This is a genomic window from Stenotrophomonas sp. SKA14 (assembly GCF_000158575.1).
GTDB classification, from domain to species: domain Bacteria; phylum Pseudomonadota; class Gammaproteobacteria; order Xanthomonadales; family Xanthomonadaceae; genus Stenotrophomonas; species Stenotrophomonas forensis.
The window spans coordinates 1,085,127-1,101,251 of the sequence record NZ_DS999412.1; the positions used below are offsets into that span (position 1 = coordinate 1,085,127).

Here is a 16,125-nt window from a genome sequence, read left to right on the forward strand (position 1 = left end):
GGCCCTCACTCGTTGACGGCGACGATGTGGCGCACGGGCGTGGCCAGCACCGGCTCACGCACCAGGTCGGTCACCTGGCCGTCGACGATGTGCACGTTGCGCTGCGCACGTGCGGCCAGTTCCGGATCGTGGGTGACCATCACGATGGTGGTGCCGGCCGCATTGATCTCTTCCAGCAGCTCCATCACGCCGCGTGCCATCTGCGTATCCAGGTTGCCGGTCGGTTCGTCGGCCAGCAGCAGGCGCGGGCTGCCGGCCAGGGCGCGCGCGATCGCCGCACGCTGCTGCTGGCCGCCTGACAGCTCGTTCGGGTAGTGCTTCATGCGCGAGCCGAGGCCGACCTGGCTCAGTGCCTTCTCGATGCGCTCGCGGCGTTCGTTGGCACTCATCTTCCGATAGCGCAGCGGTACGTCGACGTTGTCGAACAGGTTGAGGTCCGGGATCAGGTTGAAGCCCTGGAAGATGAAGCCGATCTTCTGGTTGCGCAGGCGGCTGCGGGCATCGTCCCCCAGCGTGCTCACGTCCTGCCCGTCCAGCATGTAGGTGCCGCTGGTGAAGGTTTCCAGCAGGCCGGCGATGTTGAGGAAGGTGGTCTTGCCGGAGCCGGACGGACCGGTGACGGCGACGAACTCGCCTTCCTTGACCTGCAGTTCCAGCGAGCGCAGTGCGTGGGTTTCCACCTGTTCGGTGCGGAAGACCTTGGCGACCGAACGCATTTCGAGCATGTACATGGGGTGTCCTCTCTCCAGGATTCAGGGTTCTGATATCAGTTGACGGAGACGCGTTCGGCGTCCTTGAACAGGTCGCTGCCGGAGACCACGATGCGGTCGCCCGGTTGCACACCCGACTTGATTTCCACTTCGCCCAGGCTGCTGACGCCCAGTTCCACCGGACGGCGCACGGCGGTGCGGCCATCCATCACGTAAGCCATGCCGTTGCCCTGTTCGACGAACGGGCCACGCTCGACCTTCAGCACGTTCCTGCGGGTATCGAGCAGCACGCGCACCGACATTCGCTGGCTCTGGCGCAGGCCCTCCGGCTGTGCGCTGGCAAAACGCACGCGGGCGTTGACCTCGCCATTGACCACCTCCGGCGACACCGCGCTGATCTCGCCCGGGAACGGCTGGCCGTTGCCGCCGGTCAGCTGTGCGGGCATGCCGATGGCCAGGTCACGGGCGAAGCTCTCCGGAACCTTGATCTCGACTTCGAACTTGGACAGGTCGACCACGCCCAGCACCGGCGCGTTGGCGGCCAGGTTGGTGGACTGGATCGCCTGCACCTGGCCGACCTGGCCATCGAACGGCGCGCGCAGGGTCAGTGCATCGACCTGGCGCTGGACTTCGGCCACCACGGCCTTCTGGCGATCGGCCAGCAGCCGCTTGTTGCGCGCGTCCAGGTCGGCGCCCTGGCTCTGCAGGCGTGCATCGGTGGTGGCGTTGGCCAGGGTGATGTCGGCCTTCTTCAGCGAGTCCTTGGCCTTGGCCAGGTCGATCTGCGGCACCGCACCGCCGTCGTAGCCGCGCTGGTAGCGCTGCAGGTCGCGGTCGGCGGCCTGCCGCTCGATGGTGGCCTGGTCGGTTTCCTTGCGCGACTTGGCGCGGGCCAGGGTCGCGTCCAGCGCGGCGCGGCTGGCCTCGGCTTCCAGACCGGCCAGGGTGGCCTGTTCCTGGGCCAGCTTGCTGCGCAGTTCCGGGCTGTCGATGATCGCCAGTTCCTGGCCCTTCTTGACCACGTCGCCGGCGACCACCTTCAGGTCCACGGTACCGGCCGAGATGGCGTACAGGATCGGGCTGTTGGCGGCGATCACGCGGCCGTCGGCCGCGATGTCACGCACCAGGTCGCCGCGCTTCACTTCGGCGATGCGCACGCGGCTGCTGTCGAAGGAGCGGCTGGCGTTGGACCAGGCGTGCACGGCCCAGCCGATGCCGGCCAGCAGCACGATGGCGCCCGCCGCCGGCCAACGGTAGCGGTGCCAGTTGGCGCGGGTGGCGCTGGCCGGTGCGGAGGAAACGATCTGGTCCTGGGCGGAAGTGTCGCGGATCATCGGATGCGTGCCTTGCGGTGGTAGCCAGTACCAAGCACGTAGCGTGCCAAATTTATTCTTTTTCAGATCAATGGTTTGGCGGGCCCGTCGCGGTGTCCGGGTGTCCGCGGACACCTTTCCGGACACTTTCATTAAGCGGACAGGAGGGGGAACCCGGACACGCAGGCTAGAATGCGCCGATCGTCTTCAAGGAATTGCGTGACATGTGTGGAATCGTGGGTGCGATCGCCGATCGCGACGTAGTGCCGGTGTTGATCGAGGGCCTGAAGCGCCTTGAGTACCGTGGTTACGATTCCTCGGGCATCGCCGTGATCGATCAGGGCGAACGGCCGGAGGTGCGTCGCGTGCGCCGTACTGGCCGTGTGTCGGAAATGGCCACGGCGGCCGAGGCTGAAGGCTTCAATGCGGTGCTGGGCATCGGCCACACGCGCTGGGCCACCCATGGCGGCGTCACCGAGGCCAACGCGCATCCGCACATCAGCCAGGGCGTGGCGCTGGTGCACAACGGCATCATCGAGAACCACGAAGAGCAGCGCGAAAGGCTGCGCGCGCTCGGCTACACCTTCGAGTCGCAGACCGACACCGAAGTCATCGCGCACCTGATCCATCATCACCTGAAGGATGGCGACGATCTGCTGGTGGCGCTGCAGCACACGGTGAAGGAGCTGACCGGTGCCTACGCACTGGCCGTGGTCAGCCATGTCGAGCCGGAGCGCTTCGTCTGCGCGCGGATGGGCTGCCCGCTGCTGATCGGCGTGGGTGAAGGCGAGAACTTCGTTGCCTCCGATGTCTCGGCCGTGATCTCGGCCACCCGCAAGGTGATTTTCCTGGAAGAGGGCGACACGGCCGAGATCCGCCGCGACGGTGTGCGCATCTTCGACGAGCACGATCAGCCGATCGAGCGCGACGTGCATCTGTCAGACGTGTCGCTGGCATCGCTGGAGCTGGGGCCGTATCGCCACTTCATGCAGAAGGAAATCCACGAGCAGCCGCGCGCCCTGGGTGACACCATCGAGGCGGCAATCGACGCCGGTGGCTTCCCGGCCGAGCTGTTCGGCAAGAACGCCGAAACGGTGCTGTCGGGCATCGAAGGCGTGCAGATCATCGCCTGCGGTACCAGCTATTACGCCGGCCTGACCGCGCGCTACTGGATCGAGGCCATTTCCGGCCTTCCGTGCAGCGTGGAGATCGCCAGCGAATATCGCTACCGCGCCGCCTATGCGAACCCGAAGCACCTGATCGTCACCATCTCCCAGTCCGGCGAAACGCTGGATACGATGGAAGCGCTGAAGTACGCCAAGTCGCTGGGTCACAAGCACACGCTGTCGATCTGCAACGTGCCGGAAAGTGCGATCCCGCGCGCCAGCGAGCTGGTCTGCTACACCCGTGCCGGTGCCGAGATCGGCGTGGCCTCGACCAAGGCGTTCACCACCCAGCTGGCCGCGCTGTTCCAGCTGACCGTGGTGCTGGGCAAGCTGCGTGGCCGCATCGACGCAGAGCAGGAAGCAGACTACCTGGAGCAGCTGCGCTTCCTGCCGGGCAGCGTGCAGTACGCACTGAACATGGAGCCGCAGATCGCGGCATGGGCCGAGCGTTTCGCGCGCAAGAGCAGTGCGCTGTTCCTGGGTCGCGGCCTGCACTACCCGATCGCGCTGGAAGGCTCGCTCAAGCTCAAGGAGATCTCCTACATCCACGCCGAAGCCTATCCGGCGGGCGAGCTGAAGCACGGCCCGCTGGCGCTGGTGGACGAGGACATGCCGGTGGTGGTGATCGCCCCCAACGACAGCCTGCTGGAGAAGGTGAAGTCGAACATGCAGGAAGTGCGCGCCCGTGGTGGCGAGCTGTTCGTGTTCGCCGACCAGGACAGCAACTTCAACGAGTCCGAAGGCGTGCACGTGATCCGCACGCCGCGCCACGCCGGCGTGCTCAGCCCGATCGTGCACACCATTCCGGTGCAGCTGCTGGCCTACCACACCGCACTGGCGCGCGGCACCGACGTGGACAAGCCGCGCAACCTGGCCAAGAGCGTGACGGTGGAGTAACGCCGGCTGCTCGGACTGGATGCCGTACACGAAGGGGGCCCATGTGGCCCCCTTTCGTTTGCGCCGGTAACCGCATCAAGTGGGACAGCCGCCGGTCGTTCTGTCCGCCGGCGGCAGGCCGCAATCAATCTTTAGTGCGCAATACCGCCTGTATTCAGCGGCGGTTTCAGCCACGGTGCCATTCTCTGGATCGTCAGTTGGTTCCCACGACGAACTGTCCTATCGATGCCGGTAGTGACCGATGGTCGCAGTCGTAGAATCGATCTGACCGAGGCATGGGTTGCGCGGTTGAGCCCACCTCGTTCGCGTTGCAGTACGTCGCCTGCCGATGCATCTCCCAGGGCAGGCACGTGCGCCAGACGTGCGCTGAAAGGTCTGTTCCCGGGGAGGGAGCGTATCGGAAGAGCACACTTTTTTGACTTCAGTGACCTGCACCAGGAAACAAGAATGAACGTCCGCGAACTCCTGCAATCCAAGAAAGAAGCTGTCATCACCATCGACGCCGAAGACACCATCGGTGCCGCTGCCCACAAGATGAGCGCGAACAAGATCGCTGCGCTGGTGGTGATGAAGGACGATGCCCCGGTCGGCATCATTTCCGAAAAGGACATCGTGCGTACCCTGGCCGACGACGGCCCGCAGGCTGGTCGCCGGGTGATTTCCAGCGTGCCGACCACCGGCCTGGAAGGTATCTCGCCGGAGGCCACGCTGAAACAGGCCATGTCGTTGATGACGTACTCGCGGCGCCGTCATCTGATGGTCACCGACGGCACCCGCCTGGTCGGCATCCTCAGTCTGGGCGATATCGTGAAGAACCTGCTGGGTGAGCTGGAGCTGGAAAAGGCCGTGCTTCAGGACATCTACATGGCCGCCCACTGAGGGCTGCAGCGCTGGACGCAGAGAAGCAGGGCATTGCCCGGCTTCTTCGTTCACGGCATCGGTGAAATCAGAAAGTGACCTTCACCGAATCGGCGCTGTAGTCCGCCGGGCCGTGGTAGACCACTTCGATGTTGTTGCCGTCCGGATCGAGCACGAAGGCGCCGTAGTAACCGGGATGGTAAGGGCGCTCGCCGGGTGCGCCGTTGTCCTTACCTCCGGCAGCGATGGCCGCAGTGTGGAAGGCATCGACGGTGGCGCTGTCACGGGCCTGGAAGGCCAGGTGGTGGCGGCCGGTCAGCTGGCCAGCGGCGGCCTCGCTGCTGGCGCTGGAAACGAACAGCTCATCGGCCCAGAAGAAATCCGGCCCTTCACCACCCAGCGGCACGCCAATGGTGTCGTACACCGCCTGGTAGAAGCGACGGCTGGCGGCCAGGTCACGCACCACCAGCTGCAGGTGGTCGATCAAGCGGCCGCGGTGCAGTTCCATTGTTTCCATACCAACCTCGCAAAAAAGGGGACGGAGGGAATTAAGTCGCTTCCGGCCAATAGTGCCAGAAACGGCTTAATCCCCTCCTTCCCTTTTCTGGTCAGTTGGCGATGATCTCGACCCAGTAGCCGTCCGGGTCCTTGATGAAGGCCAGGTTCTTCATGCGGCCGTCGGTCAGGCGCTTCTGGAAGGTCACGCCGAGGTCCTCGAAGCGCTGGCAGGCGGCTTCGATGTCCGGCACCGATACGCAGATGTGGCCGAAGCCGCGCGGGTCGCTGTTGCCATCGTGGTAGACCGCGCCGTCCTGGGCCTCGGTGCCATGGTTGTGGGTCAGTTCCAGCACGCCCGGCAGGCCGGCCATCCACAGGCGGCGCTGGGCGTCGTCTTCCGGCACCACCGCGCCGGCCGGCACGTAGGCCAGGAAGTACAGGCTGAACTGGGCCTCCGGGAAGTCGCGCTTGTCGATCAGCTGGTAGCCGAGCACGCGGGTGTAGAAGTCCAGCGAGGCGGTGATGTCCTTCACCCGCAGCATGGTGTGGTTGAACACGAAGCCGGTGGTCTCGGCCGGGGCCTGGGCGGCGACGCCGGGGACATCGCGCAGGGCGGGAATGGTCATGGGGGAGGTCCTTCAGACGGGGCCGTTGCCGGCCGGATGGCTTCATTCTACCGGCCCGCACCTGACGGCACCGCGACGTACAATGGCCGGATCGCACCGTTCCGTCCTGATAACGATTGCCCGCCATGTCGCAGCGTGAATGGGTGGCTGCCGCCATCCGCAAGATCGAAGCCGATTTCAACCGTTCCGCCGATACCCACCTGATCCCGCTGGCGCTGCCCGGGTTCGAGGGCATCGAGCTGTACCTGAAGGATGAATCGAGCCATCCCACCGGAAGCCTCAAGCACCGGTTGGCGCGCTCGCTGTTCCTGTATGCGCTGGCCAATGGCTGGCTGCGCGAGGGCCGGCCGGTGATCGAGGCCTCCAGCGGCTCGACTGCGGTGTCCGAAGCCTATTTCGCGCGCCTGCTGGGCCTGCCGTTCATCGCGGTGATTCCGGCCACCACCTCGCCGGAGAAGATTGCGGCGATCGAATTCCATGGCGGCCGTTGCCACCTGGTAGAGCGTGCGTGCGACCTCAACTGCGATTCGGAAAAGCTGGCCCGCGAAACCGGCGGCCACTTCATGGACCAGTTCACCTACGCCGAGCGCGCCACCGACTGGCGTGCCAACAACAACATCGCCGAATCCATCTTCAAGCAGATGGCCGAGGAACCCAGCCCGATCCCGGAATGGATCGTGTGCAGCCCCGGTACCGGTGGTACCGCTGCGACGCTGGGCCGCTATGTCAGCTACCGCCGGCACGACACCCGCATCCTGTGCGCGGACCCGGAAGTGTCGGTGTTCTTCGACGGCTACAAGGCCGCCGTGGCCGGTGAGCCGGACTGGCGAGGCCTGACCTGCAGCGGTGGTTCGCGCGTGGAAGGCATCGGCCGGCCGCGGGTGGAGCCGAGTTTCATCCCGACCAGCGTCGATGCGATGGTGAAGGTGCCCGACGCGCTGAGCCTGGCCGCGATGCGCCATGTCAGCCGCCAGCTCGGCCGCCGCGTCGGTGGTTCCACCGGCACCAACTTCATCGGCGTACTGCAGGCCGCGCAGTGGATGCGCGAGGCAGGCCATCAGGGCAGCATCGTCAGCATCCTGTGCGACAGCGGCGAGCGCTACGCGCAGAGCTATTACGACCCGGCGTGGTACGTGCGGCAGGGAATCGATGTCGAGCGCGCCGATGCGCAGCTGGCGGCAGCGGTGGCCGGGCAGGGCTTGCCGGAACTGCCGTGGAGCAGCCTGGAAGCGCTGTAGCGCCTGCGTAGCGTCGAGCCATGCTCGACTCCGATAAAGAGCCGTCGAGCATGGCTCGACGCTACATACTCAGTATCCCGCCGCAGTGAACGCATCCAGTACCGCATCACGCAAGGCATCGGGCAGGGCCTCGATGTCCATCGCGCGATCATCCAGGTGCAGGCTGGGGTCCAGCGTGCTGGCGCGGCCCTGGGCCAGGGCCTGCAGCCACAGCAGCACGCAGATCACGAATTCGCGCTCATGGCCCAGCTGCAGCTGGCTGGCGCCGCGCTCGATCACTTCGAACGGGTACCACTCCTGAGCGTCATTGAACGTGCCGCCCTGCTGCAGCACCGCCTGCAGCTGCTGCAGGTGGCGCGGGGCGTCGTCGCCGGCATCGCACAGCGCGGCGATCCAGGTCAGTTCGGCCGGGCTGGCAGACAACGCCAGTGACCGCGCCGCTGGGGCGGATGCAACTGCAGCCAGACCTTCCATGTAGGGCCTCGTTCGGTACGTACCGCTGCGGACTCCCCCGCAGCGAAAGCTTCGAGCCGCGACCGTAAGGCCGACGTGAATGCCAGGCGTCACCCCCTTGTCAGCCACGCCCGCCAGCGCCATATGTACCAGGCTGCCCGCCCGCCGGGCCCGTACCCTGGAGATCTGCCGTGACCGCTGCCAACCCCCTGCTCGATTTTTCCGGCCTGCCGCGCTTCGAGGCGATCCGCCCCGAGCACGTGGCGCCGGCGCTGGATGTGCTGCTGGCCGAGGCCGAAGCGGCGGTCAGCGCCGCCGAGCAGGTGCAGCCGGTGCGCTGGGAGAGCTTCGTCGCCCCGCTGGACGATGCCACCGAGCGCCTGTGGCGCGCCTGGGGCCTGGTCGGCCACCTGCAGGGCGTGGTCAACACCCCGGAACTGCGTGAGGCATACAACAGCAACCTGCCGCGGGTGACCCGCTTCGCCAGCGCGCTGGGCCAGAACCTGGCGCTGTACCGCCAGTACCAGGCGCTGGCCGCCAGCCCGGAGGCCGCAGGTTTCGACGAGGCCCGGCGCAAGGTGCTGGACAACACCCTGCGTGATTTCCGCCTGGGCGGTGCCGAGCTGGCGCCCGAGGCGCAGCAGCGCTTCGCAGAGATCAAGGAGGAACTGTCGGCACTGTCGGCGAAGTTCTCGCAGAACGTGCTCGACGCCACCGATGCGTGGTCGCTGATCATCGAGGATGAAGCGCGCCTGGCCGGCCTGCCGGAGGACGTGAAGGCCGCCGCGCACGCTGCGGCGGAAAAGGACGGCAATCAGGGCTGGAAGCTGACCCTGCAGATGCCGTGCTACCTGCCGGTACAGACCTGGGCCGAAGACCGTGACCTGCGCGAGATCCTGTACCGGGCCAGTGCGCAGCGTGCGTCCGAATTCGGCGACGACGCGCTGGACAACAGCGGCAACATTGACCGCATCCTGGCCCTGCGTGCGGAGCTGGCCGCGCTGCTCGGCTTCGCTTCCTACGGCGATTATTCGGTGGCGACCAAGATGGCGCAGGACCCGGCCGAGGTGCTGGGTTTCCTGCGTGACCTGGCCGCGCGTGCCAAGCCGTTCGCGGCCAAGGATCGCGCCGAGCTGGAGCAGTTCGCGCGTGAACAGCTGGGCATCGACAGCCTGCAGGCCTGGGACCTGGCGTTCGCCGCCGACCGCCTGAAGCAGGCGCGCTACAGCTATTCCGAGCAGGACGTGAAGCAGTACTTCACCGAACCGAAGGTACTGGGCGGCCTGTTCTCGGTGATCGAGCAGCTGTATGGCCTGCGCGTGCAGGAAGACAGCGCGCCGGTGTGGCATGAGGAGGTACGCTTCTTCCGCCTGGTCGATGCGCAGGGCGCGCTGGTCGGCCAGTTCTACCTGGACCTGTATGCGCGCGAAGGCAAGCGCGGCGGTGCGTGGATGGATGATTGCCGCAACCGTCGCGTGCGTACCGACGGCAGCGTGCAGACGCCGCTGGTCTATCTGGTGTGCAACTTCGGCCGCGGTGCCAATGGCAAGCCAGCCACCTTCAGCCACAACGAAGTGACCACCCTGTTCCATGAAATGGGCCATGGCCTGCACCAGCTGTTGACCCGCATCGGCGAACTGGGCGTGGCCGGCATCAATGGCGTGGAGTGGGATGCGGTGGAACTGCCCAGCCAGTTCATGGAGAACTTCTGCTGGGAATGGGACCACCTGCAGGGCATGACCGCGCACGTCGACAGCGGCGAACCGCTGCCGCGCGCGCTGTACGAGCGCATGCTGGCCGCGCGCAATTTCCACAGCGGCATGGCCACCGTGCGCCAGCTGGAATTCGGCCTGTTCGACATGCTGCTGCACAGCCAGTTCGAGCCGGCGCAGGACAGCGTGCTGGCATTGCTGGACCGCGTACGCGCGGACGTGGCGGTGAACCATCCGCCGGCCTGGAACCGCTTCCCGCATCAGTTCAGCCACATTTTCGCCGGCGGCTACGCGGCGGGCTACTACAGCTACAAGTGGGCCGAGGTGCTCAGTGCGGATGCCTATGCCGCGTTCGAGGAAGCACCGCAGGCACTGGCTGAAACCGGTGCGCGCTTCCGCGACGAGATCCTGTCGCGCGGCGGCAGCCGGCCGGCGGCGGAGAACTTCAAGGCCTTCCGCGGCCGCGCACCGCAGATCGACGCGCTGCTGCGCCATTCGGGCATGGCGTAAGGCTCTGGTAGGTGCCAACCTTGGTTGGCACTTTCCGGCAATGGCGCGGACCAAGGTCCGCACCCACCGAAGAGCGGTGCTCTATTCGGCGTAGATCATCTTCCGGGTCATGCCGCCGTCGACGATGAAGTCCTGGCCGGTGGTGAAGCCGGACAGCGACGACAGCAGGTACACCGCCAGTGCGCCGATGTCCTCGGGGCGGCCGACACGGCCGACCGGGTGCTGGGCGTGATCGGTGGCCGGGTAGTCGGGTTCGTGGCGGCGCGATGGCGCCTGCCAGGCCGTGGTACCGATCCAGCCGGGGCTGATGCTGTTGACCCGCACCGCCGGGCCGCTGCTGATCGCCAGCGCGTGGGTGAAGGCGACCAGCCCGCCCTTGGCTGCCGCATAGGCCTCGCTGTGCGCTTCGGACTGCCAGGCGCGGGTCGAGGCGATGTTGATGATCGCGCCCTCAGTGCGGGCCGAGAGTGCCGGCAGTGCGTGCTTGCTGCACAGGAAGGCACCGTGCAGTGACGACAGGCGGCGCTGCCATTCCTCCCACTCCATGTCCTGCAGCAATGTGCCATGCGGGCCGGCGATGCCGGCGTTGTTGACCAGTCCGTCGATTTGGCCGAACCGCTGCAGGGCCACCGCGATGAAGCCGCGCACGCAGGCTTCGTCGGTGATGTCCAGGCGCTGGAACGCGGCATCGTCACCCCGCTGCCATTCGTCCAGGCAGGCCTGGCCGGCTTCCACGTCCAGATCGCCGATCAGCACGCGTCCCCCGGCGCCGAGCACGGCCTGGGCGATGCCACGGCCGATGCCGTTGGCGCCGCCGGTGACCAGCACCACCTTGCCCGACAGCGGCGCGGCCGGCCATGCGGCAATCGGCGGCACCGTACTCACGTCAGGTCTTCGCCGCGCAGGCGGCGATGCCAGCCGTCCACGCCGATGCGGTCCAGGGTCTGGATGTTGCGCTCGACGATCACGTCCGGGTCTGGATAGACATCCACCGCGCGCGCCACGCTGTCTTCGCGCAGCAGGTGCAGGGTGGGGAAGGGCGCCCGGTTGGTGTAGTTGCTTGCGTCGTCCGCGGCCACGCCGTCGAACTGGTAGTCCGGGTGGAAGCTGGCCACCTGCAGGATGCCCTGCAGGTCCAGCGCCTCGATCGCGGCGTCGGCGTTGTCGAGGAAATCGTTGTAGTCGAGGAAATCGGTCAGCACCTGCGGATGCACGATCAGCGTGGTGTCGATCTGCTCGGCCGGCGTATCGCGCAGCAGCACCAGTTCCTCGGCCAGCTGCTCAACCAGGGCTTCCGGCGTGGTCGCATCGCTCAGCACGATGCGGACCTGGTCCTTCACGTACACCGCCTTGGCGAACGGGCACAGGTTCAGGCCGATCACGATGCGCTCCAGCCACAGGCGGGTGGCGGCGATCGGGTCATCGGTGGGCAGGTGGGAATCGTTCATGGCGGGCACGTCGGCTGGCGGGGCCGCCATTGTAGGCGCGTCGCCGGCAACGCGCCGTCGTACCCGCTGGCTGCAACGCCGGGCGATGCCCGGCGCAGGCCTCAGTCGCGGAAGTTGTTGAACTGCAGCGGCAGCTCGAACTTGCCGGCCTTGAGCACGGCAATGGCGTCCTGCAGGTCATCACGCTTCTTGCCCTGCACGCGCAGCTTGTCGCCGTTGATCTGGCTTTCCACCTTCAGCTTGGCGTCCTTCAGTGCAGCGGCGATCTTCTTGGCGATCTTCTGCTCGATGCCCTGCTTGACGGTGATCTTCTGCCGGGCCTGGGCCAGGTTGGTCTCGATGTCGCCGAATTCCAGGCTGAGCACGTCGATGCCGCGCGCGGCCAGGCGGGCGCGCAGGATGTCGTTCATCTGCTTGAGCTGGAATTCGGTCGGCGCGGTCTGGTTGATGACATCGCCATCGCGTTCGAACTTCGCGTCCACGCCCTTGAAGTCGAAGCGGGTGGCCAGCTCACGGTTGGCCTGGTCGATGGCGTTGGTCAGTTCGTGGGTGTCGACTTCGGACACGACGTCGAAGGAAGGCATGGGCGCGGCTCCGCAGGATTCAGTGAGGGCCATTCTATCGTGCCGACCTGCCAGCTTTTTGTAGAGTCGAGCTTGCTCGACTGTTTTGTGAAGAGCAGTCGAGCAGGCTCGACTCTACAATCCGGCGCGGTCGGCGATAATGGGCCATGAACGTGCAACGCTCCCCCTCGCGCGCGGTGGCCTGGATGGTCGCGGCAGTCGCCTGTTTCTCGCTGATGGACGCTGGCATGAAGCAGCTGTCGGCCAGCTATCCGACCCTGGAAGTGACCTTCCTGCGCGGCGCGGCCTCATTGCCATTCGTGCTGGTCTGGGTCCTGGTCAGCGCCGGCCCGCGGTCGCTGGTGCCGCGACGCTGGGGCCTGCACCTGCTGCGCGGCGCGTTGGGCATGGCGATGATCGGCTGCTTCGTGTTCGCCCTGCGCGACCTGCCGCTGTCCACCGCCTACACCATCTATTTCGTCGCCCCGCTGCTGATCGCGGCACTGTCGGTGCCGCTGCTGGGTGAGCGGGTCGGGCCGCGGCGCTGGGTCGCCATCGGCATCGGCCTGGTCGGCGTGCTGGTGGTGCTGCGGCCGGGCGTGGACGGCTTCATCTCGGTGCCGGGGCTGATGGTGCTGGCCGCGGCCACCGCCTACGCCGTGGCCGCGATCACGGTCAGCCTGCTGACCCGCACTGATACCTCGCAGTCGATGGTGGTCTGGTTCCTGGTGATCATGGCGATCGGTGCGGGCCTGCTGGCCCTTCCCGGCTGGGTGCCGCTGCAACTGGCGCACGCGCCGCTGATCGCCGGCATGGGGCTGGCCGGGGCGCTGGGCCAGATTGCCCTGACCAAGGCCTTCCAGCTGGGTGAGGCCTCGATGATCGCACCGCTGGAGTACAGCGGCCTGGTCTGGGTGATCGGCTGGGATCTGGCCTTCTGGGGCCAGCTGCCGGACGGCTACACCTGGGTGGGCGCGGCGATTATTGTCGCTTCCGGCCTGTACCTGCTGCACCGTGAGCGGGTGAACCGGCAGGAGCCGCCGAAGCCGCTGGATCATCCCTGATCCCGGGGGGTAGTGCCGGCCGCTGGCCGGCAACTCCTCACGCTGGAGGGATCCGCTGCGGTTGCCGGCCGGCGGCCGGCACTACCGGGTGCGAGGCTTCACGGGCGGCTTAGAACCAAAAGGAATAACATTCCGGCTTATGGCGCGGGCGCGTGAGCGCCGGCGCTGGTAGGCTGCACGCCCCCTTCCGTCACCCAGCCGGTGAGCCACGCCCGTGATCGAGTTCCAGCGCCTGCACAAATCCTATGCCGTTGCCGGCCGCGAAGTCAGCGCGCTGCAACCGCTGGACCTGACCATCGAGGCCGGGGAGGTCTTCGGCATCATCGGCCATTCCGGCGCGGGCAAGTCGACCCTGATCCGCATGATCAACCGCCTGGAAGAACCCAGTGGCGGCCGCTTGCTGATCGGTGGCGAGGATGTCACCGCACTGGACGCCGATGGCCTGCGCGCGCTGCGCCGGCGCATCGGCATGATCTTCCAGCACTTCAACCTGTTGTCGTCGCGCACGGTGGCCGGCAACGTCGCCTTCCCGCTGGAACTGGCCGGCACGCCGAAGGCGGAGATCGACGCGCGCGTGGCCGAGCTGTTGCAGACCGTGGGCCTGGAGGCACATGCGCAGAAGTACCCGGCGCAGCTGTCCGGTGGCCAGAAGCAGCGCGTCGGCATTGCCCGCGCGCTGGCGACGCGCCCGCAGATCCTGCTGTGCGACGAAGCCACCAGTGCGCTCGATCCGCAGACCACCGCCTCGGTGCTGTCGCTGCTGTCGAAGATCAACCGCGAGCTGGGCCTGACCATCGTGCTGATCACCCACGAAATGGACGTGATCCGTCGCGTCTGCGATCGCGTCGCCGTGCTCGATGCCGGGCAGATGGTCGAGACCGGACCGGTCACCCGGGTGTTCCTGCACCCGCAGCACCCGACCACGCGCCGATTCGTCAGTGAATCGGAGCATGTCGACGAAGGCGCGTTGCACCGTGATTTCGACGCCGTCGGTGGCCGCATCGTGCGCTTGACCTTCCTCGGCGGCGACACCTACGAGCCCTTGCTGGGTAGCGTCGCGCGCGAGACCGGCGTCGATTACAACATCCTGTCCGGCCGCATCGATCGGATCAAGGACACCCCGTATGGCCAGCTGGTGGTCGCCCTGGTGGGCGGTGACCAGTCCGCCGCGCAGGCCGCGTTCGTGGCCGCCGGCGTGCACGTTGAGGAACTGCGTCGATGATCATCGCCACTGCCGGCGGCTTCTTCCGCCACCTGGATGCGGGCAAGTGGGCCGATATCGGCCAGGCCACCGTCGACACCCTGCTGATGCTGCTCGGTTCGCTGCCGCTGACTCTGGCCATCGGCCTGCCGCTGGGCGTGCTGCTGTACCTGTTCGGGGCGCCGCAGATGAAGCGCCGGCCGCTGGCCTATGGCGTGCTGGCGCTGGTGGTGAACCTGCTGCGCTCGGTGCCTTTCATCATCCTGATGATCGTGCTGATCCCGGTCACCCTGTTCCTGATGGGCACCTCGCTGGGCGTGCGCGGCGCGATCGTGCCGCTGGTCATCGGTGCTGCGCCGTTCTATGCGCGCCTGGTCGAGACCGCGCTGCGCGAGGTTGACCGCGGCGTGATCGAAGCGACCCAGGCGATGGGTGCCACCACCTGGCAGCTGGTCACCCGGGTGCTGCTGCCGGAAGCGCGCCCTGGCCTGATCGCTGGTGCCACGGTCACTACCGTGGCCCTGATCGGTTTCACCGCGATGGGGGGTGCCATCGGTTCCGGTGGCCTGGGCGACCTGGCCTTCCGCGACGGCTACCAGCGTTCGCACACCGACGTGGCCCTGGTCACCGTGGTCCTGCTGCTGGTGCTGGTGCAGCTGCTGCAGATGCTCGGCGACCGCCTGGTCGCGCATTACAGCCGCAAGTAACGGGGTGCCGGGCGACGCCCGGCATCGTCCAGGTAGTGCCGGCCGCTGGCCGGCAATGCCACGACCCGATCAGCGCACGTTCGGTACTTCGTAGCCCAGCTTGCCGACCTGGTCGGGATGCTGCGGCACGCGCTTGAGCTTGTCGGTATTCACGCCGTACTCGTCGCGCAGGCGCTCGGCCAGCTCCTTGTACAGGGCCTTGTCCATGTCCGGCTTGCGCGCGAAGATCCAGGCCATCTCGCGGCCCGGGTAACCGATCAGCGCCCAGGAATAGTCCGGGGCGACTTCCAGCACGCGCGAATGGGTCGGCACGACACGGTAGAACCAGGTACGCCAGCCGTGGTTGCCGCTGTCCGGATCGACACTGGCACGTGCGCGCACCTCCTGCACCGGTTCACCGAAGCCATCGCGGTAGCGGTAGGTGATGCCGACCTTGTGCGTGTCGCGAAGCTCGTATTCGTTGACGCTGGCGACATGCCCGCGTTCGATGAAATTCGGCACGCGGCCGATCACGTACCAGGTGCCCATGAAGCGCTTCAGGTCGATCGGCGCGTCCAGAGCGGCCGCGTCGGTGGCACGGGGCGATGGCGGCTCGCTGGCGGCCATGGCGGGGCCCGCCAGCGACAGGGCCAGCAGCACGGCGCAGAACGGGCGGATCGAAGTCATGCGGGAGCGGGCTCCAGTGGGCTTGCACGCGCATGGTCGACTGTGTGCACGCGATCCGTCAATGGTGTCGCAGTCTGTGAGAAGGCCCTTGCCCACGCTGTGTTGCATTGTCCACCGGAGAAGCCCCATGAACGCACGTTCCGTCCGTCGCCCTGGAACTGAACGCGTCATCTTCGAGCGCGCCGATCCACGCCTGCTGCGCGGCGTGCAGCAGGTGGCGCTGGCCGGCGTGGCGCTGGTGCTGGTCTGGCCGGCCGCGCGTGGCAGCAGCGCATGGCTGGGCTGGCTGCCGATGTGGCTGGTGGGCATGCCGCTGGTGGCGTGGTGGGCACTGCTGCGTTTCCCGTTGCCGCGCCTGTCATGGCTGCGGCTGGCACGTCGTACCGGTGGACAGGCACGGCGCCGTCCGGCTCCGGCTGCACGCGGTCGACGTCGCCCGGCAGCCACGGCCTGACCTTCGACACGGGGGCGACCGCGACATTCCATGCTAGCGTT

17 protein-coding genes are annotated in these 16,125 nt (G+C 66.9%); 8 read left to right on the forward strand and 9 right to left on the reverse strand.

Going from position 1 to position 16,125, the window contains the following annotated elements; genetic code table 11:
- Positions 1–5 precede the first annotated feature (5 nt).
- Positions 6–731 carry an ABC transporter ATP-binding protein gene (locus tag SSKA14_RS05055; protein WP_006471290.1) on the reverse strand — a complete coding sequence of 242 codons (726 nt, stop codon included), beginning with the start codon at positions 729–731 and terminating at the stop codon, positions 6–8.
- A gap of 35 nt (positions 732–766) precedes the next feature.
- On the reverse strand, positions 767–2,044 hold the full coding sequence (locus SSKA14_RS05060) for an efflux RND transporter periplasmic adaptor subunit (protein WP_008268094.1): 1,278 nt from the start codon (positions 2,042–2,044) through the stop codon (positions 767–769).
- A gap of 203 nt (positions 2,045–2,247) precedes the next feature.
- On the opposite strand from SSKA14_RS05060, the gene glmS reads away from it, so the two are divergent.
- Together glmS and SSKA14_RS05070 are read left to right on the forward strand one after the other, a co-directional pair.
- Positions 2,248–4,086, forward strand: a complete 1,839-nt coding sequence (gene glmS / locus SSKA14_RS05065; protein WP_040007066.1) for a glutamine--fructose-6-phosphate transaminase (isomerizing) — start codon at positions 2,248–2,250, stop codon at positions 4,084–4,086.
- Positions 4,087–4,533: 447 nt separating this feature from the next.
- Positions 4,534–4,965 (forward strand): CBS domain-containing protein, encoded by a 432-nt coding sequence (locus SSKA14_RS05070; protein WP_008266421.1) that lies wholly within the window; start codon positions 4,534–4,536, stop codon positions 4,963–4,965.
- A 67-nt stretch (positions 4,966–5,032) separates the two neighbouring features.
- Here SSKA14_RS05070 and SSKA14_RS05075 read toward each other — a convergent pair whose 3' ends face one another.
- Positions 5,033–5,461, reverse strand: coding sequence for a VOC family protein (locus SSKA14_RS05075; RefSeq protein WP_008265342.1), 429 nt, complete (start codon positions 5,459–5,461; stop codon positions 5,033–5,035).
- A gap of 91 nt (positions 5,462–5,552) precedes the next feature.
- Positions 5,553–6,068: a lactoylglutathione lyase gene (gene gloA / locus SSKA14_RS05080; protein WP_008266289.1), complete on the reverse strand. Its 516-nt coding sequence runs from the start codon at positions 6,066–6,068 to the stop codon at positions 5,553–5,555.
- Positions 6,069–6,193: 125 nt separating this feature from the next.
- On the opposite strand from gloA, the gene SSKA14_RS05085 reads away from it, so the two are divergent.
- Positions 6,194–7,306, forward strand: coding sequence for a PLP-dependent cysteine synthase family protein (locus SSKA14_RS05085; RefSeq protein WP_008266366.1), 1,113 nt, complete (start codon positions 6,194–6,196; stop codon positions 7,304–7,306).
- A gap of 69 nt (positions 7,307–7,375) precedes the next feature.
- Here SSKA14_RS05085 and SSKA14_RS05090 read toward each other — a convergent pair whose 3' ends face one another.
- Entirely contained in the window at positions 7,376–7,780 is a 405-nt protein-coding gene (locus tag SSKA14_RS05090; RefSeq protein ID WP_006471153.1) for a hypothetical protein, read from the reverse strand.
- 170 nt (positions 7,781–7,950) lie between these two features.
- On the opposite strand from SSKA14_RS05090, the gene SSKA14_RS05095 reads away from it, so the two are divergent.
- Positions 7,951–9,981, forward strand: a complete 2,031-nt coding sequence (locus tag SSKA14_RS05095) for a M3 family metallopeptidase (RefSeq protein WP_008267968.1) — start codon at positions 7,951–7,953, stop codon at positions 9,979–9,981.
- 81 nt (positions 9,982–10,062) lie between these two features.
- Here the strand turns inward: SSKA14_RS05095 and SSKA14_RS05100 are convergent, their stop codons facing one another.
- The 3 genes from SSKA14_RS05100 to SSKA14_RS05110 form a co-directional block, all read right to left on the reverse strand.
- Positions 10,063–10,866 (reverse strand): SDR family oxidoreductase, encoded by an 804-nt coding sequence (locus tag SSKA14_RS05100; RefSeq protein WP_040007068.1) that lies wholly within the window; start codon positions 10,864–10,866, stop codon positions 10,063–10,065.
- Positions 10,863–11,429, reverse strand: coding sequence for a DUF1415 domain-containing protein (locus SSKA14_RS05105; RefSeq protein WP_008265492.1), 567 nt, complete (start codon positions 11,427–11,429; stop codon positions 10,863–10,865). The genes SSKA14_RS05100 and SSKA14_RS05105 overlap by 4 nt, the downstream gene beginning before the upstream one ends.
- A gap of 101 nt (positions 11,430–11,530) precedes the next feature.
- The gene (locus tag SSKA14_RS05110) at positions 11,531–12,013 is read right to left on the reverse strand and encodes a YajQ family cyclic di-GMP-binding protein (protein ID WP_006471121.1); all 483 of its coding nucleotides are present in this window, start codon (positions 12,011–12,013) and stop codon (positions 11,531–11,533) included.
- Between the two features lie 146 nt (positions 12,014–12,159).
- Here SSKA14_RS05110 and SSKA14_RS05115 point away from each other — a divergent pair, with 146 nt between their 5' ends.
- From SSKA14_RS05115 to SSKA14_RS05125, 3 genes are all read left to right on the forward strand, one after another.
- Positions 12,160–13,056 carry a DMT family transporter gene (locus SSKA14_RS05115; RefSeq protein ID WP_008268196.1) on the forward strand — a complete coding sequence of 299 codons (897 nt, stop codon included), beginning with the start codon at positions 12,160–12,162 and terminating at the stop codon, positions 13,054–13,056.
- Positions 13,057–13,270: 214 nt separating this feature from the next.
- Positions 13,271–14,278, forward strand: a complete 1,008-nt coding sequence (locus tag SSKA14_RS05120) for a methionine ABC transporter ATP-binding protein (protein ID WP_006471119.1) — start codon at positions 13,271–13,273, stop codon at positions 14,276–14,278.
- Complete coding sequence (locus SSKA14_RS05125; protein WP_008264736.1) at positions 14,275–14,964, forward strand: methionine ABC transporter permease; 690 nt, start codon at positions 14,275–14,277, stop codon at positions 14,962–14,964. The genes SSKA14_RS05120 and SSKA14_RS05125 overlap by 4 nt, the downstream gene beginning before the upstream one ends.
- Positions 14,965–15,033: 69 nt before the next feature.
- On the opposite strand, the gene SSKA14_RS05130 is transcribed toward SSKA14_RS05125, so the two are convergent.
- Positions 15,034–15,630, reverse strand: coding sequence for a lipocalin family protein (locus tag SSKA14_RS05130; RefSeq protein ID WP_008265127.1), 597 nt, complete (start codon positions 15,628–15,630; stop codon positions 15,034–15,036).
- 127 nt (positions 15,631–15,757) lie between these two features.
- On the opposite strand from SSKA14_RS05130, the gene SSKA14_RS05135 reads away from it, so the two are divergent.
- Complete coding sequence (locus tag SSKA14_RS05135; RefSeq protein ID WP_008264559.1) at positions 15,758–16,084, forward strand: hypothetical protein; 327 nt, start codon at positions 15,758–15,760, stop codon at positions 16,082–16,084.
- Positions 16,085–16,125: the final 41 nt, after the last annotated feature.